A 23,056-nucleotide genomic window follows, 5' to 3' on the forward strand; every position below is an offset into this window, starting at 1 on the left:
GCTGGGGGCCGCGCATGGACCGCATACTGATCGAGTCGCTCGAGTTCGAGACGGTGATTGGCGTTTACGACTGGGAGCGCACCATTCGCCAGCGGCTGACGCTCGACCTCGAGTTGGCCGCCGACATTCGCCCGGCGGCGGCCGGCGACGATCTAACCAGGACGCTCGACTATGCTGCCATTAGCCAGCGTATCGTCCGCTTCGCCGACGAACACGACTTCGCCCTGGTGGAGACCTTCGCCGAACGCCTCGCCCAGCGGCTCATGGACGAATTCGCCGTGCCCTGGCTGCGGCTGACACTGCGCAAGCCGGGCGCCGTACCCGCAGCGGCGGCCGTGGGCGTGCGCATCGAACGCGGCACTCGCCCGGAGAGTACTCGATGACCCAGGTAAGCGTCAGCATCGGCAGCAACATCGACCGCGAGCGCCACATTCGGAGCTGCCTGGACATTCTCGACGCCACCTTTGACGAGCTGGTCGTCTCGCGTGTCTATGAAAGCGAACCGGTGGGCTTCGAGGATGGCCGCAATTTCTTCAACCTGGTGGCGGTATTCCACAGCGACTGGTCGGTTGGGGCGTTGCAGGCTTGGTGCAAGCGCATCGAGCACGACCACGGCCGACGTAAGGGCTCGCCCAAGTTCAGCCCGCGGACACTGGACATCGATCTGCTGACGGTAGGCGACCTGGTCGGCGAGCACGACGGCGTCATGCTGCCACGCGACGAGATCCTTTACCACGCCTTCGTGCTGCTGCCGCTCGCCGAGCTGCTGCCGGATACGCCGCATCCCGAAGACGGGCGAACCTACGCCGAACTGTGGTCCGAATTCGAGGCTGGCGATCAGCGGTTGTGGCCGGTCGAGTTCGACTGGAAACCCAATACGGCGCGCTAGGTCTCGTCGATCTGACAGCCAATGGCCAAGAGGGCTACGGTCGCGCCAGCTCCGTGTCGAGTATGGCGCAACGACGGCGTGCCAGCTCGGCGCCCAACTCACCGCCGCGAAAGCCCTCCGCCACCAGGGTCTTGGCCTCGATCCGCGATGCCGCCTGCCAGGCGCGCGCAAGCGCCGCAGCAAGTGCCGGGGCATCCAGCGCCAGCAGCGCGATCAAGGGTTGCACGCGTTCGCTGCGCCGCCAGGCATCGATGCCATCCAGCCACTCTTTCACATCATCCGCATCGGGCGTGGCCTGGCGGCGCAGTTGGCGGGTCAGCGCGGCCTGGCGACCCAGGTCGCGATAGATTCGCGGCAGGCGCAGGCGTTCGGCCAGCGCCGCCTGCCCGTCTTCATCGAGATGCTCCACCAATCGCGCCCAGCGCCAGCGGGGGCGCTGCTCATCGGGCAAGCCGCGGGGCAAGCTGTCGAGTCTTGCAAGCGCCCGTTCGAATTCCGCTTCATCCTCGACGAGTTCCGGCATCAGTACCGGCAGTGCACCGCAGTCGTGCAGGGAACGGAAGTAGACTGCGGGCTCGGGCTCGCCCAGCGCTTTCTCGGTCTCGGTCCAGACCCGCTCAGCCACCAGGTGCGAGAGCTCACCGCTCGCGGCCAGCTCACGCATCAGCGCCCGGGTCTCCTCGGCAATGGCGAAGCCGAGCCGGGCATAGCGCGCCAAAAAGCGCGCAGTGCGCAGCACCCGCAAGGGGTCCTCGACGAAGGCCGGCGAGACATGGCGCAGCATCTTGGCCTGGAGGTCAGCCAGGCCGCCGTAGGGATCGACCAGTTGGCCCTCGGGTGTTTCGGCCATGGCGTTGATGGTCAGGTCGCGACGGGCCAGGTCCTCCTCCAGCGTCACGTCGGGGCTGGCGTGAACCTCGAAGCCGGTGTAGCCATGGCCGGACTTGCGTTCGGTGCGGGCCAGGGCATATTCCTCATGGGTCTCGGGGTGCAGGAAGACCGGGAAGTCGCGCCCCACAGGACGGAAGCCGCGGCGCTGCATCTCCTCCGGCGTCGACCCCACCACGACCCAGTCGGTATCGACGGTGGGCCAGCCTAGCCGAGCGTCGCGCACCGCACCGCCCACGCGGTAGACCGCGAGGCCGTCGAGGCAGCGATCCCGCCATCCGCTCATGGGCGACCGCGCTCCACTCGTTCGGGTAGGCGATGCTCCCATTCGGTAAAGCCGCCATCGAGGCTGTAGACCTCGGCGAAGCCCTGCCCCGCCAGCCAGGCCGCGGCCTGCTGGCTCGAGTGGCCGTGGTAGCACACCACCACCAGCGGCTGTTCGCGTGGAGCCGACTCGAGCAGCGCCGAGGCACTGTCGTTGTCGAGATGACGGCTACCGGGAATGCGACCGGCGCCGAAACTCATGGGGTCGCGAATATCGACCAGGGTGAGCGGGTCGTCGGCATCGATCCAGGTCGTCAGGGTCTCTATCGTCAGGTGTTGGAACGTGGGGTTCGCCATAAGGCCTCCCATTGAGCAGAAATGATCAGTGGCGCTGACGGCTGGGCACACCGATGCGTTCGCCGGTGGCGAGGTTCAACGCGATGAGGCTGCCGCCCCATACGCAGCCGGTATCCAACGCCTCTGCGCGCACCCGGGCGCCTTCTGTACGCCCCTCCAGGGCCGCCCAGTGGCCGAACAGCAGGCGCACGTCGTCTTGGCGGGAATAGCGGAACCAGGGAGCGAAGCCGGCCGGGGCGCTGTCGAGCCCCTCCTTGGCGCTGAAGTCGAGACAGCCGTCGGCATCGATGAAGCGCATCCGTGTCAGCACGTTGACGATGACGCGCAGGCGATCGATGCCGTCGAGCGACGCTTCCCAACAGGCCGGCTCGTTGCCGTACATCCGCTCGAGAAACGCCCCGCTGCGCTCACTGCCGAGCCGCTCCTCGACCTCGCCGGCAAGGCTGGCCGCCTGTTCCGGGGACCAGTCGGGAAGAAGCCCGGCATGGGTCATCACGGTCTCGCCCTGCCCGTCGAAGTTCTCGCGTACCAGCAGCGGCCGCGACTGCAGCCAGTCGAGCAGCGCTTCGCGATCGGGAGCGGCCAGGATCTCGTCAAGGGTATCCTTGCGATTGAGCCGCGCACCGCCGCGAGCCACGGCCAGCAGGTGCAGGTCGTGATTGCCGAGCACGGTATACGCGGCCTCGCCCAGCGCACGCACCTCACGCAAACAGGCGAGCGATTGGGGGCCACGGTTGACCAGATCGCCAGCCAGCCACAGGCGGTCGCAGGCGGGATCGAAGGCGATTCGCTCCAGCAACTCGACGAACTCGGCGTGGCAGCCCTGCAGGTCTCCGATGGCGTAGGCGGTCATGGGCACTTTCCCTTGCGGCTTGGTGTGGGTACCCAGGCGACCCGAAGGCCACCTCGGGCCAATGCGGTCAGTGTACCTGGTTGGGGCCGGCCAGGCGGAAGGGAGCGATGGTGACTTCGAAGGGGCGCTGGCTGGCAGTATCGACACAGGTGTAGGCACCTTCCATCACCCCCACCGGGCCGTCGAGAATCGCCCGGCTGGTGTAGCGGAACGTCTGCCCCGGGCCGATCATGGGCTGCTGCCCCACCACGCCCTTGCCGCGTACCTCCTGCACCTTGCCGCTGCCCTGGGTGATACGCCAGTGCCGAGCCAGCAGTTGCACACTGCGTTTCGAATGGTTGTGAATCGTCACGGTATAGCTGAACACGTAGCGCGACTCGTCGCGCGAGGACTCGTCGTCGCGAAAGGCGGGCTCCACGTCGACCAGCACTTCCCGTTCCAGCGGCATGTCCGGCGCCTGGGTCATGGCGTCGCCTCCGTAGCGGCCAGGTGATTGGCGATGCGAACGAACTCCTCGACGCTAAGGGTCTGGGGCCGCCGCGCGGGGTCGATATCGAGCTCCGCCATGGCTTCGCCTTCGATCAGCCCCTTGAGATTGTTGCGCAGGGTCTTGCGCCGCTGGCCAAAGGCCTGGCGCACGACTCGGAACAGCAGCGCCTCGTCATTGGCTGGCCACGGCGGCTCGGCGAAAGGCGTCAGCCGCACGATGGCCGAGTCGACCTTGGGCCGCGGCACGAACGCTTCCGGCGGCACCGTGAACAGGTCGTCGACGCGGCAGCGGTACTGCGCCATCACCGAGAGCCGGCCCCAGTCGGGACCGCCCGGCTCGGCCGCCAGGCGCTCCACCACTTCTTTCTGCAGCATGAAGTGCATGTCGGCGATGGCATCGCCTGCCTCGAGCAGGTGACCGATCAGCGGCGTCGAGATGTTGTAGGGCAGGTTCCCCACCACCCGCAGCGGCTCGCCATCGCCGCGCAGGGTGCGGAAGTCGAACTTCAGCGCATCGCCCTCGTGCACGACGAAGTCCGGATAGTTGAAGAACTGCACGCGCAGGCCCGGGATCAGGTCACGGTCCAGTTCGATCACCTCGAGGCGGCCACCTGCCGCCTCGATCAACGGCTCGGTCAGGGCGCCCTGGCCGGGGCCGATTTCCACCAGCCGGTCGCCGGGGCGCGGCGCGATCGCACGCACGATACGCGAAATGATGCCGGGGTCACGCAGGAAATTCTGGCCGAAGCGCTTGCGAGCGCGATGAACCGGCGGGCGCGATGCCATTCGATGAATCCTTGTCTGTGCGTTCGTCAGGAAGTTGTCGCGGTCGAGCAGCGTCTTGCCATCTCGGCGGCCAACGCCACGGCGACTCGCAGGCTGCCGGCATCGGCCAGGCCACGGCCGGCCAGGTCCAGTGCCGTGCCGTGATCCACCGAGGTGCGCACGATCGGCAGGCCCAGAGTGACGTTAGCGGCCCGGCCGAAGCCGGCATACTTGAGCACCGGCAGGCCCTGGTCATGATACATCGCCAGCACGGCATCGACGCCGGCCAAATGACGCGGCGTGAACAGGGTATCGGCCGGCAGCGGTCCGTCAAGGACGAAGCCTTCACCACGCAGGCGCTCGAGACAGGGTTCGATCACCTCGATCTCCTCGCGGCCCAGGTAGCCTCCCTCCCCCGCGTGGGGGTTGAGCCCACAGACGGCGATGCGCGGTGCGGCGATACCGAACCAGCGCACCAGGTCCGCGTGCAGGATACGCAGGATACGCTCGAGGCTGGGCCCGGTAATGGCACCTGCCACCTCACTCAACGGCAGATGGGTGGTGGCCAGGGCTACCCGCAGCGCAGCGTCGCCCTGCCAGCCAGGCTGCCCTGCATGCAGGGCGCTGTCGGTGGCCAGTAGCATCACCACTTCGTCAACGCCGCAGGCATCGCGCAGGTACTCGGTATGTCCGCGAAAGCCGGCGTGGCCGGCGTCGAGGATCACGCCCTTGTGCAGCGGTGCAGTGACCATCGCATCGGCAAGCCCATGGCGACAGGCCTCGATCGCCACGTCGAGGATCTCGAGTACGTAGCCGGCATTGGTCACGGCGAGGCGCCCCGGTTGGCAGGGTTCACGCAGCATCACCGGCCATATCGGCAGCACACCCGGCCTAGCTGCCGGCACCGGCTCGCCCGGTGCGAGCTCGACCAGGCTGACCTCAAGGCCAAGCAGTGCAGCTCGCTCGGCCAGGAGCTGCGGATCGCCTATCGCCACGACTCGCCCGGGCGGCAATTTTCCCAGTGCCAGTTGCAGGGTCAGTTCGGGGCCAATGCCGGCGGGCTCGCCGGTAGTCACGGCCAGCACGGGCTCAGGGCTAGCCACTGCGCTCAGCGCCCGTTGGCGAGCCGGTTGTCGACGAAGGCCTCGCCGCGGATCTCCTGGAGCCAGGCGTCGAGCGCCTCGTTGGCCTTGCGCTGGAATACCATCTGGCGCGCCTGGTCCTCGCTCACGCTGCCGCCCTGCTGCTCGATGAAGCGCTCCACCTCACGATTGCTGACGTTGACTCGACCACTGATCTGACGCTGGTGCAACTCGCGCAGCAGCATCTCGCGGCGGATCTCCTCACGCACCGACGCCATGCTCAGGCCGTCGGCTTCCAGCGCATCGGCAAACTGATCGAGAGACATGCCGTTTCTTTCGGCGATTTCGCGAATCTGGCGATTCAGCGCAGTGTCGTCGATGCTGAGGCCGGCATCCGCGGCCATCTGCAGCTGGATCTCCTCGAGAATGATCTGCTCGAGCATATGCTCACGCAGCATCGCTTCAGGCGGTACCCCCTGCCCCTGGGCAGCAAGCTGGCTACGCGCCTGCTCCAGGCGATCCTCGAGCTGGCTTTGCATGATGGCCTGCTGGTTCACCACGGCCACGATTCGATCCAGCGACTGCCGCTGTACCGGCTGGAAGTCCTGGGCCATGGCTGTCAGCGGCATGGCGCCAAGGCACAGGGCCATGCCCAGGGCCAGGGTGGCAATTGGCGAAATCCGCATGTTTCTCTTTCCTCTCATATGTTTCACTTGTATGGCGTCCCGCACCGATCAGAAAGCCGTAGAGCGGTAGCCCGGTATGGCCCGTTCGAAGTAATCGCCGGCATCGCCGCCGACGCCACCCAATCCCTTGAAGACGAAGCGCAGGAATATTCCGCGCTCGTTGCTATCGTCCTCTACCCTGGCGGTATCGTTATCGTCGACCCACTCGCGCCATACGAGCTGCAGACCATAACAGCAGTCGTTCCACTGCACACCCGCCATCTGATCGAGCATACGTTCATTGGTGTAGTCGTAGAGCGCTCGACCGATCAGATCCACCCGCGGCGAGAGCCGCCAGGCGAATGACAGATCGTACTCCTCACGGTCATAGTCGCGGAACTCGTCGTCCCCCGGTTCCACCGACGGATCGAATCCTTGGAGTTCCCAGCGGTAGCCGAGGTTCAATACGTGACCGACGGGACTGCGATAGCTCAGGTCCAGCGAGGTTTGCTCGGTTCGCTGTTGCTTGTCGTCGTAGATCCACTGCCAGCGGCTGTGCCAGCCATCGCTGATCTGCCAATCGAGCCGGGTCACCACGGATGAGCGGTCTCGCGTAGCGTTGTACCAGGGCTCGAAGCTGCCACCCTGCTCTGGGGCGAGAGGCAGAGTGTCAGCATTACCGTCCATATCGATGTAGCGGTCGTCGAGGTAGTATGCCTGCCCCACGCCGAGGGCAAGCCGCTCGCGGCCGCGCGCATCCTCTAGCAATCGCGAGTCGATGCCCAGCGACACACGATTGAGGTCACCCACTCGATCGGCACCGGAGAAGCGATACGGCGACCACAGCTGATTCCACGAGAAGGCACGCTCATTGGTATCGAAGTCCGGGAATTCACGCTGGTCGCGGGCCGGTACAAAAGCATAATTGAGCCGTGGCTCGAGCGTCTGACGATAGGCACGGCCAGCGAGTTCCAGCTCACGCTCGAACACCAGGCCACCATCGATGGACGCCACCGGAACGTCGCGCTGCAGCGAGGTATCGCGCTCCGTTACTCGCTCACCGTAGTCGAGGTCGTAGGCGGTATAGAGCCACTCCAGGCGCGGCTCGAGGTGGCCCCAGGTCTCGTCGAACCGCCAGCCGGTAGCCGGCGCCAGATGCAGGCGAGTGCCCACCGCTGCCTCGCGGTCCCGGGCCAGCGCCACTTCATTCACGTCACGCCAGAAGTAGGTGACGTTGGAGCGCCACTGCTGATAGAGCCCACCGGGCTGGGACCAGCGCCCATCGGCGGTCAGGCTCGGCAGCCGATAGAAGGGCTTCTTCCGGTCGCGCAGCGGATCGTCCAGCTTTTGGTAGCCCTGGGCACGCGCATCGAGATTCCACACATCGCCGCGGTAGTTGACCTGGGCCAGGCGCGGCATGTTGCTGGGGTCGTCGCCGAAGACGCTACCGTAGTCGTCGAAGTAGCGCCCGTCGCTGGCCGCGCCGTAACGCAGGTTATAGCTGGTGCGTGAATCGAAGCGTCCGCTGTGGCGGTAGTCGACGTACCAGCGATCCTCACCCTCGTAGCGTCGCGACGGATCGTCGGGATTGTCGCTGGAGCCGCCCCCGTCGCTCGAGAGGTAGGCCCCTTCGATCTGGCCGGCATCGCTGGGAAACAGGTAGCGATATTCGCCGCCGAGCAGCAGGCCGCGCTCGCTGATCCAGCGTGGCGTGATGGTGGCATCGTGGTTGGGCGCAATGTTCCAGTAGAACGGCTGGGCATAGTCCACCGCGCCGCCAGATAGCCCCAGTTCGGGCCACAGGAAGCCGGTATGACGGCGCTCGTCGATGGGGAAACGCACCCAGGGCCAGTAGAACACCGGGACATTGCCCACCTCCAGGCGTGCGTGACGCGCGGTACCAAAGCCGCTTACGCGGTCCAGCACCAGGTCGCCGGTGACCAGTTGCCACAGGTTGCTGCCCGGGTCGCAGGTGGTGAAGCTCGCCGAGGTGAGCCGGAAGCGGCCGTCCTCGAGCCTTGCCAACTGCATCGCGTCGCCACGCAGGTGCTGGTCGTGCACCACGAAGTGAGCCGAATCGATACTGGCGGCATCGCTGGTCAGCGAGACCTCGCCGGCCTCGCCGCGTACCAGCAGGTTGAGATCGCGCAGGGCGAGCGGCCCCTCGGCATAGGCTCGCTCACGATCGGGCGGCACGCTCACTCGCGGAGATTCGAGCTGGCTGTCGCCGCGCCGCAGGATCACCTCGCCGCCGAGAATGGTCTCGCCATCGTCACCGTAATAGGCGCTGTCGGATTCGGTGCGGACCTGATCGGGCTCTGCGGTGGCAGGCAGCCGATAGGCGGGCATCACGTAGACGCCACGGCACAACGCTTCGGCGGGACGATCGTCACTCCAGGGGTGCCAGTCGAGCTGCCATGCCGGCAACGGCTCGAGCGCCAGCGTCTGTGGCGCACCAAACGTCAGACCGGATGTGATGAGGCCGGCCAACGCCGCTCCTGCATGTCGCTTGCCCATGGTCCCTCGATGTCCTTGGCGAAGAGAATCGGTATTATACAGACCGCACCCAGCCTGTCGTATGCGACTGACCGCTCAGCATGCGGCGGCGCCCCACGAGCGTCAACCGGCAGCGTCCGGTACAACCAAGGAGCCAGCATGACCTCGGCCGATACCACGCCGCGATTCGACGCCCTGCTCAACTGGGCGGCGATGCAGCATGGCCTGCCTGCAGCAGCGCTCGACCTGCGCCTGGCCGCGGGCGATGCCAGCTTCCGCCGCTACTTTCGCCTGTACTTGCCCGACGGCCGCTCGCGCATGCTGATGGACGCTCCGCCCGCCCAGGAGGACAGCCGGCCGTTCGTCGAAATCGCCCGGCGCTGGCGAGCCGGCGGCCTGCCGGTGCCGGCCCTGCACGCGGTGGATCTCGCCGCGGGTTTCCTCGAACTCGACGACCTCGGCGACACACCGCTGCAGCACCGCTTCGCCGCCGACGACCATGCCGACATCCTGGCCTGGCACGAGCGCGCCATGGCGCTGATTCACGAGCTGCAGAACCGCGCCGCGCCGGATCTCCTGCCGGCCTACGACAGCGCCCTGCTCGGCCGCGAGCTGGACCTCTTCCCCGAGTGGTGCCTGGACAAGTGGCTCGGCGAGACCGCCCTGCCACCTGGCTGGAGCGAGCTGCGCGAGGCGCTGGTCGAGTCCGCGCTGGCCCAGCCGGTGGTCGCGGTGCACCGCGACTTTGACGCCATGAACCTGATGGTACATGACGAACGGCTCTACCTGATCGATTTCCAGGACGCCGTGGCCGGCCCCATCAGCTACGACCTGATCTCTCTGCTGCGCGGTCGCTACTGCCGCTTCCCTGCCGAACGCTTCGCCGGTTGGGTCGAGGGCTTCCGGCTACAGGCGATCCGCGACGGTCGCCTCCCCGTAACCACCGGCAGCGAGACCTTCCACCATCAGGTCCAGGCCATGGCCGCCCAGCGCGCGCTCAAGGTGCTCGGCATCTTCTGTCGCCTGACCTTGCGCGACGGCCGCGACGGCTATCTCGAACGCCTGCCGCACTTCCTCGTCCATCTCGAGGAAAGCCTCGCGGCACTGCCCGAACATGCGGCCTTCCAGCGCTGGCTGGAGGAGAGCTTCCGCCCCGCGCTCGAGAGACGCCTGGTCGAAAGGGGCCTACGGGAGGCACCATGAAGGCCATGATCCTCGCCGCCGGCCTCGGCAAGCGCATGCGGCCATTGACCGACCACTGCCCCAAGCCGCTGCTGCCAGTGGCGGGCAAGCCATTGATCGTGCACCACCTGGAACGGCTGGCGGAGGCCGGGATTCACGACGTGGTGATCAACGTCAGCTACCGCGCCGAGCAGATCGTGACGGCACTGGGCGATGGGAGCGAGCATGGCGTCAGTATCGCCTGGAGCCGGGAGACACACCCGCTGGAGACCGGCGGCGGCATTCGCCAGGCACTGCCGCTGCTGGGCGAGGCGCCCTTCCTGCTGGTCAACGGCGACGTCTGGAGCGATTTCGATCCGGCCACTCTGCCATCGCTCGGCAATGATGACCTGGCCCATCTGCTATTGGTCGACAATCCCGCGCATCATCCCACGGGAGACTTCCGCCTCGACGCCGCCGGCCGGGTACACGCCCGGGGTGAGCCGCGCCTGACCTTTGCCGGCCTCAGTCTGATCGACCCAGCCCTGGTCGCCGACCAGACGCCGGGCGAGTTTCCCCTGGCGCCGCTGCTGCGCGAGGCGATGAACGCCGGACGCGTCGGCGGTACCCATCACCGCGGCCGCTGGGTCGACGTGGGCACGCCCGAGCGCCTGGCCGAGTTGGAGCGGGAATTGCGCCAAGGCTGAGTCACGCGCCGCACAGTGGTAAGCTGTCCGCATGAACGCTTCGATAAGGAAACCCTGCTCATGAAAGCCAGCGTCAAGTGGACCGATGGTCGCCAGTTCGTCGCCGAATCGGGTAGCGGCCATAGCGTGGTGATCGACGGCCCGCCCGATCATGGCGGGCGCAATACCGGGCCACGCCCGATGGAGATGCTGCTGATGGGCATGGGCGCCTGCACCTCCTTCGACGTACTGGAGATTCTCGAGAAGTCGCGTGCCGGCGTGACCGACTGCGTGGCCAGCATCGAGGCCGAACGCGCCGACGAGGTGCCGTCAGTGTTCACCCGGATCCATGTGCACTTCACCGTCAGCGGGCATAACCTCAAGGAGAGCCAGGTCAAGCGTGCCGTCGAACTCTCCGCCGAGAAGTACTGCAGCGCCTCGATCATGCTGGCCAAGGGCGGCGTCGAGGTCACCCACTCCTACAGCATCGTCGACGACTGATGGCTCTTATGCTGAATAACGCTTCTTGTGAAGAACATGTTGCTGAAGGCCCGCTCAGGCGGGCCTTCCTGGTTCCGAACGGACTGGAAGCATCGGACGGGCGATCTCCCGGCTATTTCTAAAAGTCGACGAGCGCAGGCACTTTCGGGCCAAGCCTAGACAGGCGGCGCATCGACATGCCGCCACAAGTAAAGGGCGAGGTAGGAGCGATAGGGAGCGAAACGCGTTGCGGTACGCTGTGTCTTGCGCCGCGGGCTGGTGAGGCGCTCGAGGGTCTTGCGCGCAGCCACGTCGCCCTCCGGCCAGACGTCGGGCTCGCCGAAATAGAAGATCGAGATCATGTCCGCCGTCCACTGCCCCACGCCCCATAGCGCGGTCAGGTGCCGCGAACGCTCGGCATGGTCGAGCATTCGCAGCTCGTCGGCCTCTAGCCGGCCGGCGCGGGCCTCTGCGGCGATCAGGCACAGTGCCCTCGCCTTGGCACGGGAGAGGCCACAGCCACGCAGCGCATCCTGGTTCGGCTCGTTGAAGAACTCCATCAGCGGGGCATCGCCGGCGGCCTCGACGACCCGCGCCCAGATCGAGCGCACCGCCTTCACCGACAGCTGCTGCCCTGCTATCGAGCGGCACAGGCGCTCGGCCAACGGCTGGCCATCATCGGCGCTCAGCGCCACCGGCCCGCCGTGCTCGATGGCCTCGGCGAGCAGCGGGCTCAGCTCGTAGGCGACTTCGACGCAGCGCCGGTGGATCTCGTCTGCCATAGTGTCGTACTCAGAGTCGATAGACGCTCTTGGTCATTACCTTGGACATCAGACTCATGCCGAACTTGACCGGTGCCGGGAAACGCGCACCGCCGGCCTCCAGCGCCAGTTGGGCATGGTGCGCCTCGTCGATGGCCATCTGGTGCAGCACGGCGCGGGAGCGCCGGTCGCCCGCGGGCAGCTTGACCATGTGCTCCTCCAAATGCTTGCCCACCTGCTCCTCGGTGGCAGCGACGAAGCCCAGGCTGATCCGATCGCCAATGGCCCCGGCCACCGCCCCCAGGCCGAAGGAAGCTGCATAGAACAGCGGGTTGAGCACACTGGTGTGGCTGTCGAGCTCCTGCAGGCGGTCGTCACACCAGGCCAGGTGATCGATCTCCTCCTGTGCGGAGTGCTCCATCTGGCTACGCACTTCCGGCAGCTTGGCGGTGCACCCCTGCCCCTGATAGAGCGCCTGGGCACACACCTCGCCGGTATGGTTGACCCGCATCAGCCCCGCGGCATGGCGCCGCTCGTCGGCGGTCATGTCGTCGTCCTGAATCTCCGCCGTGGCCGGTGTCGGGCGCGAAGCGACGGCCGCTCGGGGCACCAGGGTACGCAGCACGGTATCGAACTGATGGATCAGGTTATCGGCATGGGAGTAGTTGCGGTTCATCTCGCTCTTCCTTTACGAAGCCTTTCTGTATGCAGCCTCAGCCAAGAGCGGCACGACAAGCTCGTCTTTGACATGCATCAACGAAAGGCTGCCGGCAAGCATGGCAGCGCCACCCGCAGGGGTGGCGCCATGAATAAGGTGCACCTGATGCGTCGCACGCCTCGACGCGCGCGGACTGCTCCGCCAGGCGCCGGCTAGCCAGCCGGCCAAGTAAAGCGGCGACCGCCCATCAGGTGCATATGAATATGATAGACCGTCTGACCGCCCTGGTCATTGCAGTTCATTACCACGCGGTAGCCGGCGTCGGCGAAGCCGCGCTCCTCGGCTAGCCGAGCCGCAACGTGGGGCAAGCGACCGACCAGCGCCAAGTCGCCCTCGGCGATGTCGTTGAGCGTGGCAATATGCTGTTTGGGAATGATCAGGATGTGGGTCGGGGCCTGGGGGTTGATGTCGTTGAAGGCCAGGACCTGCTCGTCCTCGTAGACGATGTCGGCCGGGATCTCGCGCTTGACGATCTTGCAGAACAGGCAGTCTTGCATCGGCTCGAGCTCCTATCGGTTACCGGAAGCGCCGCTGAGCCAGCAGGTGGCGCACCAGCGGCGCCAGGATCAGTTCGATGGCCAGCGACATGCGCGCACCCGGCACCACCAGAGTGTGCGGCCGGCTCATGAAGGAATCCTGAATCATGGCCAGCAGCCAGGGAAAGTCCACCGTCGAGGGGTCGCGGAAGCGGATCACCACGAACGACTCGGCGTCGTTGGGAATGTCCTGCACCTCGAAGGGGTTGGAGGTGTCCACCGTCGGTACGCGCTGGAAATTGATGTGGGTACGCGAGAACTGCGGCTGGATGTAGCGCACGTAGTCGTCCATGCGACCCAGGATGGTGTCGATCACCGCTTCCTGCGAATAGCCGCGCATCTTGATGTCGCGGTCGATCTTCTGGATCCACTCGAGGTTCATGGTCGGCGCCACGCCCACCAGCAGGTCCACGTGGCGGGCAATGTCGTGCTCCGCCGTCACCAGCCCGCCGTGCAGGCCTTCGTAGAACAGCAGATCGGTGCCGCAGGGCAGCGGCTGCCATTCGGTGAAGGTGCCGACCTGGTGGCCGGCCTCGATCATCTGCTTGTCTTCGGCGTGGATGTAGTGCCGGTAGGTGCCGGTACCGTGCTCGCCGTACTCGTGAAACAGCGCGTCGAGGCGGTCCAGCAGGTTGGCCTCGACGGCGAAGTGGGAGAGCTGGTCCTTGCGCTCGGGCTCTTCCCGGAAGATGCGGGCCAGCTCTTCACGGGTATAGCGATGGAAGGCATCGCCGTCGACGAAGGCCGCGTGCACGTCCTCGCGCGAGAACATGCGCTCGAAGGTACGTTTCACCGTGGTGGTACCGGCGCCTGACGAGCCGGTCACGGCGATGATCGGATATTCGCGCGACATCAGGCGCTCTCCGCTCCGACGATGGCCTGGCTAACGGCATCAGGGATGGTGACGCTGCGCCCATTGGCGGGATCGACCAGCACCACGTTGAGGCGCGCGGTGGCCACAGGACGACCGCCTTCGGCATGACATACCCGGTGATAGACGACGATCGCCTTGCCAACCGGCGCCGGAATCGCGGTTTCCACCACCAGCGCATCCGGCCAGCGTGCCTCGGATTGGTACTGCACGGCAAGGTCGGCTACCACACTGGGAAACCCGCCCATGTCCCACTCGGACAGCCCGAGCGCACCGAACGCCTGGATACGCGCCTCGTGGAGCAGCGACACCAGGGTGTCGTGGCCCAGGTGGCGACCGTAGTTCATGTCGGTGATGCGCACCGACAGCGGCTGCCGGTGCACGATGGCGGACTCGGGAAACTCCAGCTTGATGCGCTCCATGCCACTCCCTGAATCTTGTTATCTGATCGATGCGGCAGGTTGCCGTGACTCAACCGGCCTGTCGCTCGCGGGCGATGGCGCGATAGGCAATGTCGCTGCGGGACTGCACATCGTCCCAGCGAATGGCCGCCACACCCTGGTAGGCCAGGTCGCGAGCCTGGGATACCCCATGACCCAGCGCGGTGACGCACAGCACCCGACCACCGCTGGTTACCACACGGCCCTGGTCGTCCTCGGCGGTGCCGGCATGGAACACCTTGCAGCCGGTGGCAACGGCGGCCTCGAGGCCCTCGATTGCATCACCCTTGCGGTAACTGCCTGGATAGCCTCCCGCCGCCAGTACCACGCCCACGGCGGCACGCGGATCCCACTCGCAAGTATGGCCGGCCAGTTCGCCGCGTGCGCCGGCCAGGCACAGTTCGGCCAGGTCCGACTGGAGGCGCAGCATGATCGGCTGGGTTTCGGGGTCGCCGAAGCGGCAGTTGTACTCGATGACCTTGGGATTGCCCTCGGCGTCGATCATCAGGCCGGCGTAGAGGAAGCCGGTATAGGGATGCCCCTCGGCCGCCATGCCGTGCACCGTGGGCATGATGACGCGCTCCATGATGCGCTCGTGCACGCTTTCGGTCACCACCGGGGCCGGTGAGTAGGCGCCCATGCCGCCAGTATTGGGGCCGGCATCGCCGTCGAGTGCACGCTTGTGATCCTGGCTGGTGGCCATCGGCAGCACTGTCGTGCCGTCGACCATGACGATGAAACTCGCCTCCTCGCCCTCGAGAAACTCCTCGATCACCACGCGGGCCCCGGCGTCGCCGAAGGCGTTGGCCTCGAGCATGTCGCGCACCGCCGCCTCGGCCTCGGCCAGAGTCATGGCCACGATCACACCCTTGCCTGCGGCCAGGCCGTCGGCCTTGATCACGATCGGTGCGCCCTGCTCGGCCAGATAGGCCAGCGCCGGCTCGACCTCGGTGAAGGTGCAGTAGGCGGCCGTGGGGATGGCGTGGCGGGCGAGGAAGTCCTTGGTGAAGGACTTCGAGCCCTCGAGCTGGGCAGCACCCTGGGTGGGGCCGAAGATGGCTAGCCCAGCCTCGCGGAAGCGATCGACCACGCCTTCGACCAGCGGCGCCTCAGGGCCGACGATGGTTAGCCCAATGCCTTCGTCGCGGGCAAAATCCACCAGGCGCTCCAGCTCGCTCGCCCCGATGGCGACGTTGGTCAGGCCCGGCTCGTGTGCCGTACCGGCATTGCCGGGCGCCACGAAAACCCGTTCGACGCGGGGCGACTGGCCAACCTTCCAGGCCAGGGCATGTTCGCGGCCACCGCCGCCGATGATCAGAACCTTCATCCGCTTTCTTTTCCTGTCTCTTGCTGCGCAGGCCCGATTGACGATGGGCCTGGTGTTCGGCTGGGAAACGTCGCGGCATTATGGCAGAAAGCCGCCCGGTACGCCGCCCCGCTATGACGTCTTGCCGTCGTCTTTGCCTTTCTTTTCCTGCGACGCTTTCTTTTCCTTCGATTCCGGCTTGCCAGGCTGGCCCTGGCCGATCGCCTGCTGCCAGAAACGCATGTTCTCCTCGGCCATTTCGCGCATCAGTTCCATGGGCGAGTGGCGCATGGCCTGCTGCCACTGATCCTGCATGCGCTTCTGCTGTTCGAGCATCAACTGCGTGCCCTGTTCGAGATAGCGTGCCAGCGGCAGCGGCTGGGCCATGTCATAGACGCGGATGAACTGTGCCAACAGATCGTTGGAGAACACCTCGGCCTCGCCATCGGCCTGCTCCTGCTCGATGATGATCGACAGCAGGATGGTACGGGTCAGGTCTTCCCCGCTCTTGGCATCCTCGACCCGGAACGGCTCCTCGTCGAGAATCAAGCGGCGCAGATCCTCGAGCGTCACATAGCGGCTCTGTTGGGTATCATAGAGCCTACGGTTGGCATACTTGCGAATCACGCGCACGGTGGCACTCCTTGTTGGAAAGGCAGACTGCCCTTGGATGCTATTGTGCACCGCGCCACCGCCCTTGCAAATCGAAGCGACCAACGAGGCCCGATGAACCTGATCCTGCTAAGCCCCGATGAGATCCAACACGACCGCCTGGCGTGCCTGCGCGACCCACGCCGCCTGCGCCATCTGAGGGAGGTTCATCGCGCCCAGGTCGGCGACAGCCTGACCCTGGGTGTGGCGGGTGGCGGCATTGGTCGCGGCGAACTCACGCTGCTTAGCGACGACGAGGCTCGCTTCACGCTCGACGGACTCGACACGCCACCGCCGCCAGCGCTGCCGGTACACCTGGTGCTCGCCCTGCCGCGCCCGCGCATGCTGGCCAGGAGCCTCGAGCATGTCACCGCCTTGGGCGTGAAGCACATCACGCTGCTGCACACTCGCCGGGTGGAGAAGAGCTATTGGCAATCGCCGGAGCTCGACCCGGCGAAAATTCACGAACACCTGGTGCTGGGGCTCGAACAGGCACGTGACACGCTGCTACCCGAGGTAAATCTGGCCAAGGGCTTTCGCCCCTTCGCCGAGGAACGCCTGCCGAGTCTGCTCGAAGGCCGGCGTGGGCTCGTCGCCCACCCCGGCATGGCTCAGGCCTGTCCGACTGGCCTCAGTGAGCCCACCGCACTATTCATCGGTCCGGAAGGCGGTTTCATCCCCCATGAAGTGGAGCGGCTGCTCGAGGCCGGCTGCGAGGGTATTCATTTGGGCCCGCGTATCCTGCGGGTGGAAACGGCAGTGGTCGCCCTGCTCGCCCGGCTGTTCTGAAGTACCCAAACCAGGTAGCGGGAATCACTCTTCGTCGTCCTCGATATCACCCTCTTCCTCGCCGTTGTAACGCATGACCTCGGCGTCGTCCTTGCAATCGGGCTTGTTGAGGAAGGTACGGGTCACGTCGAGCAGGCCCAGATGACCAATGCTGCGCCGGCCGAGCAGCAGCGGATAGTGCATCTCTCCACGGTCGCGCAGGCTGAACTGCTCCTCGTAGATCGTATCGCCCATGCAGACCTTCATCAGTACCACCGGACGCTCGTCGCGGCCGCCGGCGCCGCGTACGCGAATATCGCGGTACAGGGGTAACTCCAGCTGCTCCTCGAACGCCTCGCCGCTGGCTTCATCGGTTAGCTCGAGGCGAAAACGTACCCACTCCTCGCCCTCCTTGTCGAAGGTCTCGATGTCTCGGGCATCCAGGGACGAGGTGAGCGCGCCGCTGTCCAGCTTGGCCTTCACCTCGACTCCCCAGGGTTCGAGGGTGCTTTTCTCGATCCAGCCGAATACCGGTTTCTCCTCATCGGCAAGGGCCGGCGCCAAGCCGGCCAACAGCAGCCCCGCTGCCAGCAGCGACCGATACAGGCAGCAACGATAGGCTTGGCGATGAAGACTCAATTCCCGCATGGGCATGAACGAAACCTCCTTTCGTCGTCAAAGCTCAGTGGACCCCGGCCCGGCGCTGCGGTTCCGGCTACCTGACACAGGCGTTACGTTTACTACACTATTCGTGTCACCAAGGATAAGGAGGGCAAAACGATGACACAGCCACGCACACGGATCACAAGGACGACCATTGCCGCCTCGGCTGGCCTGTTCATTGCCGGTCTCGCCATCGGCGTACAGGCTCAGTTCGACCCCCAGGGCCTCTACTCCGCCCGTGCCATCTTCGATGCCGACGTGCACTTCGAGACCGCCCCGCACAGCGACCCCAGCGAAGTCGTCGACATGTTGATGGGGGACGACAAGAAAGTGCATGCCATCGTGGTTCGCTCTGATGACGCCGTGGGGCAGAACGGCGACTATCTGGTGATCACCAACGCTCACTTCCGCCTGGTCAACCACGAGCAAGATGGCGAAACCAGCCACGACATCATCGTCGACGCCGACCAGGAAGCCCTCGAGGCCATGCCTCGCTACGACCAGGAGTGGTGGGACAGCGCACGGCAACGTACCCGCGAGGCCTGGCATAGCGCCGGAGAGGGCGCCGAGAGCGCTTGGCACCATACCCAGCAGGGGCTGGACCGCATCGGCGAAGGCGCCGAAAGCGCATGGGAGCGTACCCAGGAGGGTGCCGAGAAAGCCGGAAGGCGAATCAGCGAGACCCTCGACAACTGGACCAACGACGACTGAGCCCACCTCGACCGGCAGAGGCTATCCAGGCCCATGCGGGCCTGGAGTCCTCAACGCTGTAGCTGCTGCAGCAGGCCCACGGTGGCAAAGCCATCCGGCGTGACGCCGATGCTGCGCTGGAATTCGCGCAGCCCCTGCCGTGTGTTCGGTCCCATGACGCCATCCGGAGTGCCGACATCGAAGCCGCGCGCGTTGAGCGCCTGCTGCATCTCGCGTACCTGGCTGCGCGACAGCGGCTGCGCATCGCGCGGCCATTCGGCCCGGATGCCCTCGCGTCCGGCGATCCTGTCGGCCAAGGTCCCCACCGCCAAGGCGTAGCTGGTGGCGTTGTTGTAGCGCAGGATGGCGCGATAATTGGGCCCCACCAGGAAGGCCGGCCCCTGGGCGCCGGCCGGCGCAATCACCGACGCCTGTTCGAAGCCAGGTAGACTCCCCCCACCGATGCGACTCACGCCCTGCTGCGCCCACTCGCGGCTCGAACGGCGCGTGGTCAGCTCGGTCTGGGCATAGTCGAAGCCCTGCGGCAGACGCACCTCCACCGCCCAAGGCTGGCCGGGCTGCCAGCCGGCACGCGCCAGGTAGTTGGCGGTAGATGCCATCACGTCCGGAATGCTGCCCCAGATGTCACGGCGCCCGTCGCCGTCGCCATCCACGGCATAGGATTCGAAGCTGGAGGGAATGAACTGCGTATGTCCCATGGCACCCGCCCAAGAGCCGATCATGCGATCCGGCGCAATGTCACCTGCCTCGATGATACGCAGTGCGGCCAGCAATTCGCCGCGGGCGAAGTCGCGCCGCCGCCCGTCGAAGGCCAGGGTCGCCAGCGCCTCGAGCGTGGAGAAGTCACCGAAATTACCGCCGTAATTGCTCTCGATGCCCCAGATCGCCACGATGACCTCGGCCGGCACCCCATAGCGCTGCTCCATGCGCCGGGCCGTGTCCCGATGCTCGGCGAGCTTGGCTTGCCCCTGGCTCACACGGGCCTGGGAAACGGCGCTGTCCAGATATTGCCAGATGGGACGTACGAACTCCGGCTGCGAACGGTCCAGCTCGATGACACGTGCCCGATAGCGAACGCCATCCAGCGCGCGCGCCAGGGTCGCTTCACTGACCCCTTCGCCACGGGCCTGACGGCGAAAGTCGCTTAGCCAGGCCTGGAAGTCTGCAGGCGCGGCCCGCTCGGCCTCGTCAGGGGCAGGCTCGGGTGCGGCAGTCTCGTTCGAGGCGGCGGCATCCGGCTGGCGATCATCGGCCGCCACATCCTGTACGGGGCCGGACTGGCATCCGGCCAGCAGCAGAAGGAAGAAGGCAGCAGGAAAAAGTGGACGGGTCATGGCACGGTATTCCTTTACATCGAAGGCCACCGATAATGGCCCAGAAGCGGCCGTCAGGCCAGCCCTCCGGGCCGCGGATTCGTCGACTTGTGTAACCGCCCGCCAGAGGCCGGCACGGACGTCACTTGGGATCGTTCCCGCGAGGCTGATGCACGGCGTTGGCATCCGTTTCCAGGCCGCTCTTGAGCTCATGGGTAAGTGGGTCGTAATTGGGCCGCAGCTCGTCCTTTACCGTGCCGCTCCACAGCTTGGAGCCGACGAAGTAGCCCGCCCGCCCGATCACGTGGGCCGCCACCGGCGCGGTCATCAGCACGAAGACGATGATGGCGAAGGCACGCGCCACCACGGCCACGTCTCCGAAGTGCAACGCCACCGCAAGCATGATCAGGATCACCCCCAGGGCAGCGGCCTTGGTGGTGGCGTGCATGCGAGTGAGCAAGTCGGGCAGGCGCAGGATTCCCAGCGCCGCCAGCAGCATGAAGAGGGCCCCGGTGAGGATCAGGAACCCTTTGATGGCTTCAATCATCGCGCGGCCCTCCACGCTCCAGGAAACGAGCAAAACCGATGGCGGCCAGAAAGCCCATCAGTGCGATTACGATGGCGGCATCGAGGAAGCTGGAGACATCGGTACGAATGGCATACACCCCCACCAGCCCCACTACGATGCTGGCGAACAGCTCCAACGCCACTACCCGGTCGGGAAGACTGGGGCCCCTCACGACCCGAACGAAGGCCAGGATCAGGCCCAGGCCCATCAATACTTGGCTGATCAGGATCACGACATCCATTGCGGCTCCCTCTTCGTCGATGTCAACGGAACAGTTCCAGAGCGCGACATTCCATTTCCTTGAGGTTGCGGCGCAGTTCCTCCTCGTCATCGAGGAACATGGCATGGATATAGAGCACCTTGCGATCATCGGAGACGTCGAGGCTCAGGGTACCCGGCGTCAGCGAAATCAAGTTGGCGACCATGGTGATCTCGAGCTCCGTGCGGGCTGCCAGGGGCATGGCAATGACCCCCGGCCTCATGTGCCAGGGCGGTGTCAGGATATCGAAACCGACCCGCAGGTTGGCCTGCACCAGTTCCTTGATGAAGAACCCGAGAAAAGCCAATATCCGCGGCACACGCCCCGGGTAGCCGGCCAGGGCCTCGACCTGCGGTTCGATCAGCACCAGGGTGATGTAGCCGAATACCAGCCCGACCACGAGGTTGAGCCCCGAGAAATCGCCGGACAGGATGACCCAGGCCAGCGCCAGCAGCAGGTTCCAGATCGCACCGGTCATGGCAGCTCCTCCTGAACCGTCGTATCGATCAGCGCTTCCTCGACGCCGACCGCCCCACCCATTACCGCCTCGATATAGCCCTGCGGGTGCATCAGCTGGTCGCCGATCGTGTTCATCATTGCCATCAGCGGCTCGGCGAAGATCCCGATCAGCAGCGCGAACACCGCCAGTACGGCTACCGGCAGATACATCAGCCACAGGCTGGCCGGTACCATGCGGCTATCGTCACCCGCCACCACCTCCTCGGCCGGCACCAGGTTGTCTTCGGGCAGGGTCTTCCAGAATACCTCGTTCCAGATCTTGACCATGGAATAGAGGGTCATCAGGCCCACCAGCAGGGCGACCGCGGTGACCACGTAGGCCTCCGCCTCGATGCCCGCGCGCACGATGACGAACTTGGCAAAGAAGCCCGACAGCGGCGGAACTCCCGCCAGCGAGAAGGCCGAAAGGAAGAAGGCCACCGCCAGCCACGGCCGCTCGCGGTAGAGCCCGCCCATCTTCTTCAGCTCGTAGGTACCCTGCAGCCGCCGGGTCACGCCGCTGATCAGGAACAGGTTGGTCTTGACCACGATGTTGTGCATGACTGCAAAGACGCCCCCGGCGATCGCCAACGGCGTGAACAGTGCCAGGCCGAGAATCATGTAGCCGATCTGGCTGACGATATGGAACGACAGGATACGGCGGAATTCGAACTGCGCCGCCGCGCCGAGCACGCCCGTGACCATGGTCAACGCCGCCCCCCACAGCAGCAGATCCTGGGTGTAGCCCATGGTGTGGTCGAACATCAGGGTGAAGACCCGGTACAGGGCATACACACCCACCTTGGTCAGCAGGCCGGCGAACAGCGCCGACACCGCTACCGGCGGCGTGTGATAGGAGGCCGGCAGCCAGAAGAACAGCGGAAAGGCCGCCGCCTTGATGCCGAATGCCACCATGAACATCACCGCCAGCACCTCGACCATGCCCTGGTGTTCCGCCACGGCCAGGCGCTGGGCGGCATCCGCCATGTTGAGGGTGCCGACCGTGCCATACAGCAGACCCACCGCGGTGAGAAAGATCACCGAGGCCAGCAGGTTGAGGGTGACGTACTTGATCGCCCCCTCCATCTGCGCCTTCTCGCCACCGAGAATCAGCAGCGCGAAGGAGGCCACCAGCATTACCTCGAACCAGACGTAGAGGTTGAAGATGTCGCCGGTGAGGAAGGCGCCGGCTACCCCGGCCAGCAGCAGGTGCATGAGCGGATAGAAACCGAAGCGTTCATGCCCCGGCCCGGTGGAGGCCAGCGAGTAAATGGATAATGCCAGGCCGATGATGCCGGTCAGCACCACCATCACCGCACTGAGCATGTCCGCCACCAGCGTGATGCCATAGGGAGCCGGCCAGCCCCCCATCTGGATCACTACATAACCTTCGCTTGTTACCGTGACCAGCAGCCACAGCGCCAGGCCGAGCAGGGCCAGGTTGCCGGCCACGGCAGTGAAGCGCTGCATGGGACGCGAACGCCAGAACAGCAGCGAGATGGCACCCGACAGTAGCGGAAGAAGAACGGGAAGGGCGACTTCGGGCCTCACGTATCGGTTTCCTTCATCTTGTCCAGGTCATCGGCCTTGACGATCTCGTAGGCCCGGCGGATCAGCACCACGGCGAAGGCCAGCACGCCGAAGGCGATCACGATGGCGGTCAGCACCACGGCCTGGGGCAAGGGATCGGCCACCGGCCCCAGCGGTGCCGTGAGCCCTTTAGGGATCAGCGGTGGCGCTCCACGGGTCATCCCCGCCGAGGTGAAGATCAGCAGATTGGCTGCGTTGGACAGCAGCATCAGCCCGATCACCAGCTTGACGATCGAGCGGCGCAGCATGAGGAAGATCGCTGCCGCAAAGAGCAGGCCAATGGCCACGGCCATCACCGGTTCCATGTCGTTCCTCCGTGTGGGTTCAA

The 23,056-nt window shown here is 65.7% G+C and carries 29 protein-coding genes; 7 read left to right on the top strand and 22 right to left on the bottom strand.

The annotated features are described in order from the left end of the window. Window positions 1-14 precede the first annotated feature (14 nt). Both folB and folK read left to right on the top strand, forming a co-directional pair. Window positions 15-383, top strand: coding sequence for a dihydroneopterin aldolase (folB, locus tag ACUY1T_RS15060; RefSeq protein ID WP_446024155.1), 369 nt, complete (start codon window positions 15-17; stop codon window positions 381-383). Further along, window positions 380-889 (top strand): 2-amino-4-hydroxy-6-hydroxymethyldihydropteridine diphosphokinase, encoded by a 510-nt coding sequence (gene folK, locus ACUY1T_RS15065; RefSeq protein WP_446024156.1) that lies wholly within the window; start codon window positions 380-382, stop codon window positions 887-889. The genes folB and folK overlap by 4 nt, the downstream gene beginning before the upstream one ends. A 34-nt stretch (window positions 890-923) precedes the next feature. Here folK and ACUY1T_RS15070 read toward each other — a convergent pair whose 3' ends face one another. The 8 genes from ACUY1T_RS15070 to ACUY1T_RS15105 all read right to left on the bottom strand — a co-directional run bounded on the left by ACUY1T_RS15070 (window position 924) and on the right by ACUY1T_RS15105 (window position 8,769). Further along, window positions 924-2,063 carry a polynucleotide adenylyltransferase gene (locus ACUY1T_RS15070; RefSeq protein WP_446024158.1) on the bottom strand — a complete coding sequence of 380 codons (1,140 nt, stop codon included), beginning with the start codon at window positions 2,061-2,063 and terminating at the stop codon, window positions 924-926. Beyond that, window positions 2,060-2,398 (bottom strand): thiosulfate sulfurtransferase GlpE, encoded by a 339-nt coding sequence (gene glpE, locus ACUY1T_RS15075; RefSeq protein ID WP_446024160.1) that lies wholly within the window; start codon window positions 2,396-2,398, stop codon window positions 2,060-2,062. Before glpE ends, ACUY1T_RS15070 begins: the two co-directional genes overlap by 4 nt. A gap of 25 nt (window positions 2,399-2,423) precedes the next feature. Beyond that, on the bottom strand, window positions 2,424-3,251 hold the full coding sequence (locus ACUY1T_RS15080; protein WP_446024161.1) for a symmetrical bis(5'-nucleosyl)-tetraphosphatase: 828 nt from the start codon (window positions 3,249-3,251) through the stop codon (window positions 2,424-2,426). Between the two features lie 67 nt (window positions 3,252-3,318). Beyond that, complete coding sequence (gene apaG, locus ACUY1T_RS15085; RefSeq protein WP_446024163.1) at window positions 3,319-3,717, bottom strand: Co2+/Mg2+ efflux protein ApaG; 399 nt, start codon at window positions 3,715-3,717, stop codon at window positions 3,319-3,321. Beyond that, window positions 3,714-4,526, bottom strand: a complete 813-nt coding sequence (gene rsmA, locus ACUY1T_RS15090) for a 16S rRNA (adenine(1518)-N(6)/adenine(1519)-N(6))-dimethyltransferase RsmA (protein WP_446024164.1) — start codon at window positions 4,524-4,526, stop codon at window positions 3,714-3,716. The genes apaG and rsmA overlap by 4 nt, the downstream gene beginning before the upstream one ends. A gap of 26 nt (window positions 4,527-4,552) precedes the next feature. Continuing rightward, on the bottom strand, window positions 4,553-5,608 hold the full coding sequence (pdxA, locus tag ACUY1T_RS15095) for a 4-hydroxythreonine-4-phosphate dehydrogenase PdxA (protein ID WP_446024166.1): 1,056 nt from the start codon (window positions 5,606-5,608) through the stop codon (window positions 4,553-4,555). 5 nt (window positions 5,609-5,613) lie between these two features. Further along, window positions 5,614-6,273 (bottom strand): SurA N-terminal domain-containing protein, encoded by a 660-nt coding sequence (locus ACUY1T_RS15100; protein WP_446024168.1) that lies wholly within the window; start codon window positions 6,271-6,273, stop codon window positions 5,614-5,616. Window positions 6,274-6,321: 48 nt separating this feature from the next. Next, window positions 6,322-8,769, bottom strand: coding sequence for an LPS-assembly protein LptD (locus tag ACUY1T_RS15105; RefSeq protein WP_446024170.1), 2,448 nt, complete (start codon window positions 8,767-8,769; stop codon window positions 6,322-6,324). Between the two features lie 138 nt (window positions 8,770-8,907). On the opposite strand from ACUY1T_RS15105, the gene ACUY1T_RS15110 reads away from it, so the two are divergent. Genes ACUY1T_RS15110 through ACUY1T_RS15120 form a run of 3 tightly spaced genes read left to right on the top strand, consistent with a single transcriptional unit; the run spans window position 8,908 to window position 11,096 of the window. Beyond that, window positions 8,908-9,951: an aminoglycoside phosphotransferase family protein gene (locus tag ACUY1T_RS15110; RefSeq protein ID WP_446024172.1), complete on the top strand. Its 1,044-nt coding sequence runs from the start codon at window positions 8,908-8,910 to the stop codon at window positions 9,949-9,951. Further along, a complete protein-coding gene (gene murU / locus ACUY1T_RS15115; RefSeq protein ID WP_446024174.1) occupies window positions 9,948-10,616 on the top strand; it encodes an N-acetylmuramate alpha-1-phosphate uridylyltransferase MurU in 669 nt (222 codons plus the stop codon). Before ACUY1T_RS15110 ends, murU begins: the two co-directional genes overlap by 4 nt. 60 nt (window positions 10,617-10,676) lie before the next feature. After that, on the top strand, window positions 10,677-11,096 hold the full coding sequence (locus tag ACUY1T_RS15120; RefSeq protein WP_446024175.1) for an OsmC family protein: 420 nt from the start codon (window positions 10,677-10,679) through the stop codon (window positions 11,094-11,096). Window positions 11,097-11,251: 155 nt separating this feature from the next. Here ACUY1T_RS15120 and ACUY1T_RS15125 read toward each other — a convergent pair whose 3' ends face one another. From ACUY1T_RS15125 to phaR, 7 genes are all read right to left on the bottom strand, one after another. After that, a complete protein-coding gene (locus ACUY1T_RS15125; protein WP_446024177.1) occupies window positions 11,252-11,857 on the bottom strand; it encodes a DNA-3-methyladenine glycosylase family protein in 606 nt (201 codons plus the stop codon). Between the two features lie 10 nt (window positions 11,858-11,867). After that, complete coding sequence (coq7, locus tag ACUY1T_RS15130) at window positions 11,868-12,512, bottom strand: 2-polyprenyl-3-methyl-6-methoxy-1,4-benzoquinone monooxygenase (protein ID WP_446024178.1); 645 nt, start codon at window positions 12,510-12,512, stop codon at window positions 11,868-11,870. A 194-nt stretch (window positions 12,513-12,706) separates the two neighbouring features. Further along, entirely contained in the window at window positions 12,707-13,051 is a 345-nt protein-coding gene (locus ACUY1T_RS15135; protein ID WP_446024180.1) for a histidine triad nucleotide-binding protein, read from the bottom strand. Window positions 13,052-13,070: 19 nt separating this feature from the next. Continuing rightward, on the bottom strand, window positions 13,071-13,943 hold the full coding sequence (locus ACUY1T_RS15140) for a phosphoribulokinase (RefSeq protein WP_446024181.1): 873 nt from the start codon (window positions 13,941-13,943) through the stop codon (window positions 13,071-13,073). Next, window positions 13,943-14,383 (bottom strand): acyl-CoA thioesterase, encoded by a 441-nt coding sequence (locus ACUY1T_RS15145; protein ID WP_446024183.1) that lies wholly within the window; start codon window positions 14,381-14,383, stop codon window positions 13,943-13,945. The genes ACUY1T_RS15140 and ACUY1T_RS15145 overlap by 1 nt, the downstream gene beginning before the upstream one ends. 49 nt (window positions 14,384-14,432) lie before the next feature. Then, window positions 14,433-15,728 (bottom strand): phosphoribosylamine--glycine ligase, encoded by a 1,296-nt coding sequence (gene purD / locus ACUY1T_RS15150; protein WP_446024185.1) that lies wholly within the window; start codon window positions 15,726-15,728, stop codon window positions 14,433-14,435. Between the two features lie 111 nt (window positions 15,729-15,839). Then, window positions 15,840-16,340, bottom strand: coding sequence for a polyhydroxyalkanoate synthesis repressor PhaR (phaR, locus tag ACUY1T_RS15155; RefSeq protein WP_446024187.1), 501 nt, complete (start codon window positions 16,338-16,340; stop codon window positions 15,840-15,842). Window positions 16,341-16,433: 93 nt separating this feature from the next. Between phaR and ACUY1T_RS15160 the strand changes: the two genes are divergently transcribed. Beyond that, window positions 16,434-17,147 carry a 16S rRNA (uracil(1498)-N(3))-methyltransferase gene (locus tag ACUY1T_RS15160; RefSeq protein ID WP_446024189.1) on the top strand — a complete coding sequence of 238 codons (714 nt, stop codon included), beginning with the start codon at window positions 16,434-16,436 and terminating at the stop codon, window positions 17,145-17,147. Window positions 17,148-17,171: 24 nt separating this feature from the next. On the opposite strand, the gene rloA3 is transcribed toward ACUY1T_RS15160, so the two are convergent. After that, window positions 17,172-17,780: a retropepsin-like aspartic peptidase RloA3 gene (rloA3, locus tag ACUY1T_RS15165; protein WP_446024191.1), complete on the bottom strand. Its 609-nt coding sequence runs from the start codon at window positions 17,778-17,780 to the stop codon at window positions 17,172-17,174. A gap of 126 nt (window positions 17,781-17,906) precedes the next feature. Here rloA3 and ACUY1T_RS15170 point away from each other — a divergent pair, with 126 nt between their 5' ends. Continuing rightward, complete coding sequence (locus ACUY1T_RS15170; RefSeq protein WP_446024192.1) at window positions 17,907-18,500, top strand: hypothetical protein; 594 nt, start codon at window positions 17,907-17,909, stop codon at window positions 18,498-18,500. 50 nt (window positions 18,501-18,550) lie between these two features. Here ACUY1T_RS15170 and ACUY1T_RS15175 read toward each other — a convergent pair whose 3' ends face one another. The 6 genes from ACUY1T_RS15175 to ACUY1T_RS15200 all read right to left on the bottom strand — a co-directional run bounded on the left by ACUY1T_RS15175 (window position 18,551) and on the right by ACUY1T_RS15200 (window position 23,033). Continuing rightward, window positions 18,551-19,834, bottom strand: a complete 1,284-nt coding sequence (locus ACUY1T_RS15175) for a lytic murein transglycosylase (protein ID WP_446024194.1) — start codon at window positions 19,832-19,834, stop codon at window positions 18,551-18,553. A gap of 121 nt (window positions 19,835-19,955) precedes the next feature. Beyond that, on the bottom strand, window positions 19,956-20,360 hold the full coding sequence (gene mnhG / locus ACUY1T_RS15180) for a monovalent cation/H(+) antiporter subunit G (RefSeq protein ID WP_446024195.1): 405 nt from the start codon (window positions 20,358-20,360) through the stop codon (window positions 19,956-19,958). Next, entirely contained in the window at window positions 20,353-20,622 is a 270-nt protein-coding gene (locus ACUY1T_RS15185; protein WP_446024197.1) for a monovalent cation/H+ antiporter complex subunit F, read from the bottom strand. Before ACUY1T_RS15185 ends, mnhG begins: the two co-directional genes overlap by 8 nt. Before the next feature lie 22 nt (window positions 20,623-20,644). Further along, a complete protein-coding gene (locus ACUY1T_RS15190) occupies window positions 20,645-21,118 on the bottom strand; it encodes a Na+/H+ antiporter subunit E (protein WP_446024199.1) in 474 nt (157 codons plus the stop codon). Continuing rightward, the gene (locus ACUY1T_RS15195; RefSeq protein WP_446024201.1) at window positions 21,115-22,689 is read right to left on the bottom strand and encodes a Na+/H+ antiporter subunit D; all 1,575 of its coding nucleotides are present in this window, start codon (window positions 22,687-22,689) and stop codon (window positions 21,115-21,117) included. Before ACUY1T_RS15195 ends, ACUY1T_RS15190 begins: the two co-directional genes overlap by 4 nt. After that, window positions 22,686-23,033 (bottom strand): Na+/H+ antiporter subunit C, encoded by a 348-nt coding sequence (locus ACUY1T_RS15200; RefSeq protein WP_446024202.1) that lies wholly within the window; start codon window positions 23,031-23,033, stop codon window positions 22,686-22,688. The genes ACUY1T_RS15195 and ACUY1T_RS15200 overlap by 4 nt, the downstream gene beginning before the upstream one ends. Window positions 23,034-23,056 lie beyond the last annotated feature (23 nt).

Source organism: Billgrantia sp. Q4P2, assembly GCF_052806135.1.

Coding starts and splice junctions, on each gene's coding strand:
- folB (WP_446024155.1), top strand. CDS start 15: ATGGACCGCATACTGATCGAGTCGCTCGAGTTCGAGACGGTGATTGGC.
- folK (WP_446024156.1), top strand. CDS start 380: ATGACCCAGGTAAGCGTCAGCATCGGCAGCAACATCGACCGCGAGCGC.
- ACUY1T_RS15070 (WP_446024158.1), bottom strand. CDS start 2,063: ATGAGCGGATGGCGGGATCGCTGCCTCGACGGCCTCGCGGTCTACCGC.
- glpE (WP_446024160.1), bottom strand. CDS start 2,398: ATGGCGAACCCCACGTTCCAACACCTGACGATAGAGACCCTGACGACC.
- ACUY1T_RS15080 (WP_446024161.1), bottom strand. CDS start 3,251: ATGACCGCCTACGCCATCGGAGACCTGCAGGGCTGCCACGCCGAGTTC.
- apaG (WP_446024163.1), bottom strand. CDS start 3,717: ATGACCCAGGCGCCGGACATGCCGCTGGAACGGGAAGTGCTGGTCGAC.
- rsmA (WP_446024164.1), bottom strand. CDS start 4,526: ATGGCATCGCGCCCGCCGGTTCATCGCGCTCGCAAGCGCTTCGGCCAG.
- ACUY1T_RS15100 (WP_446024168.1), bottom strand. CDS start 6,273: ATGCGGATTTCGCCAATTGCCACCCTGGCCCTGGGCATGGCCCTGTGC.
- ACUY1T_RS15105 (WP_446024170.1), bottom strand. CDS start 8,769: ATGGGCAAGCGACATGCAGGAGCGGCGTTGGCCGGCCTCATCACATCC.
- ACUY1T_RS15110 (WP_446024172.1), top strand. CDS start 8,908: ATGACCTCGGCCGATACCACGCCGCGATTCGACGCCCTGCTCAACTGG.
- murU (WP_446024174.1), top strand. CDS start 9,948: ATGAAGGCCATGATCCTCGCCGCCGGCCTCGGCAAGCGCATGCGGCCA.
- ACUY1T_RS15120 (WP_446024175.1), top strand. CDS start 10,677: ATGAAAGCCAGCGTCAAGTGGACCGATGGTCGCCAGTTCGTCGCCGAA.
- ACUY1T_RS15125 (WP_446024177.1), bottom strand. CDS start 11,857: ATGGCAGACGAGATCCACCGGCGCTGCGTCGAAGTCGCCTACGAGCTG.
- coq7 (WP_446024178.1), bottom strand. CDS start 12,512: ATGAACCGCAACTACTCCCATGCCGATAACCTGATCCATCAGTTCGAT.
- ACUY1T_RS15135 (WP_446024180.1), bottom strand. CDS start 13,051: ATGCAAGACTGCCTGTTCTGCAAGATCGTCAAGCGCGAGATCCCGGCC.
- ACUY1T_RS15140 (WP_446024181.1), bottom strand. CDS start 13,943: ATGTCGCGCGAATATCCGATCATCGCCGTGACCGGCTCGTCAGGCGCC.
- ACUY1T_RS15145 (WP_446024183.1), bottom strand. CDS start 14,383: ATGGAGCGCATCAAGCTGGAGTTTCCCGAGTCCGCCATCGTGCACCGG.
- purD (WP_446024185.1), bottom strand. CDS start 15,728: ATGAAGGTTCTGATCATCGGCGGCGGTGGCCGCGAACATGCCCTGGCC.
- ACUY1T_RS15160 (WP_446024189.1), top strand. CDS start 16,434: ATGAACCTGATCCTGCTAAGCCCCGATGAGATCCAACACGACCGCCTG.
- rloA3 (WP_446024191.1), bottom strand. CDS start 17,780: ATGCCCATGCGGGAATTGAGTCTTCATCGCCAAGCCTATCGTTGCTGC.
- ACUY1T_RS15170 (WP_446024192.1), top strand. CDS start 17,907: ATGACACAGCCACGCACACGGATCACAAGGACGACCATTGCCGCCTCG.
- ACUY1T_RS15175 (WP_446024194.1), bottom strand. CDS start 19,834: ATGACCCGTCCACTTTTTCCTGCTGCCTTCTTCCTTCTGCTGCTGGCC.
- mnhG (WP_446024195.1), bottom strand. CDS start 20,360: ATGATTGAAGCCATCAAAGGGTTCCTGATCCTCACCGGGGCCCTCTTC.
- ACUY1T_RS15185 (WP_446024197.1), bottom strand. CDS start 20,622: ATGGATGTCGTGATCCTGATCAGCCAAGTATTGATGGGCCTGGGCCTG.
- ACUY1T_RS15190 (WP_446024199.1), bottom strand. CDS start 21,118: ATGACCGGTGCGATCTGGAACCTGCTGCTGGCGCTGGCCTGGGTCATC.
- ACUY1T_RS15200 (WP_446024202.1), bottom strand. CDS start 23,033: ATGGAACCGGTGATGGCCGTGGCCATTGGCCTGCTCTTTGCGGCAGCG.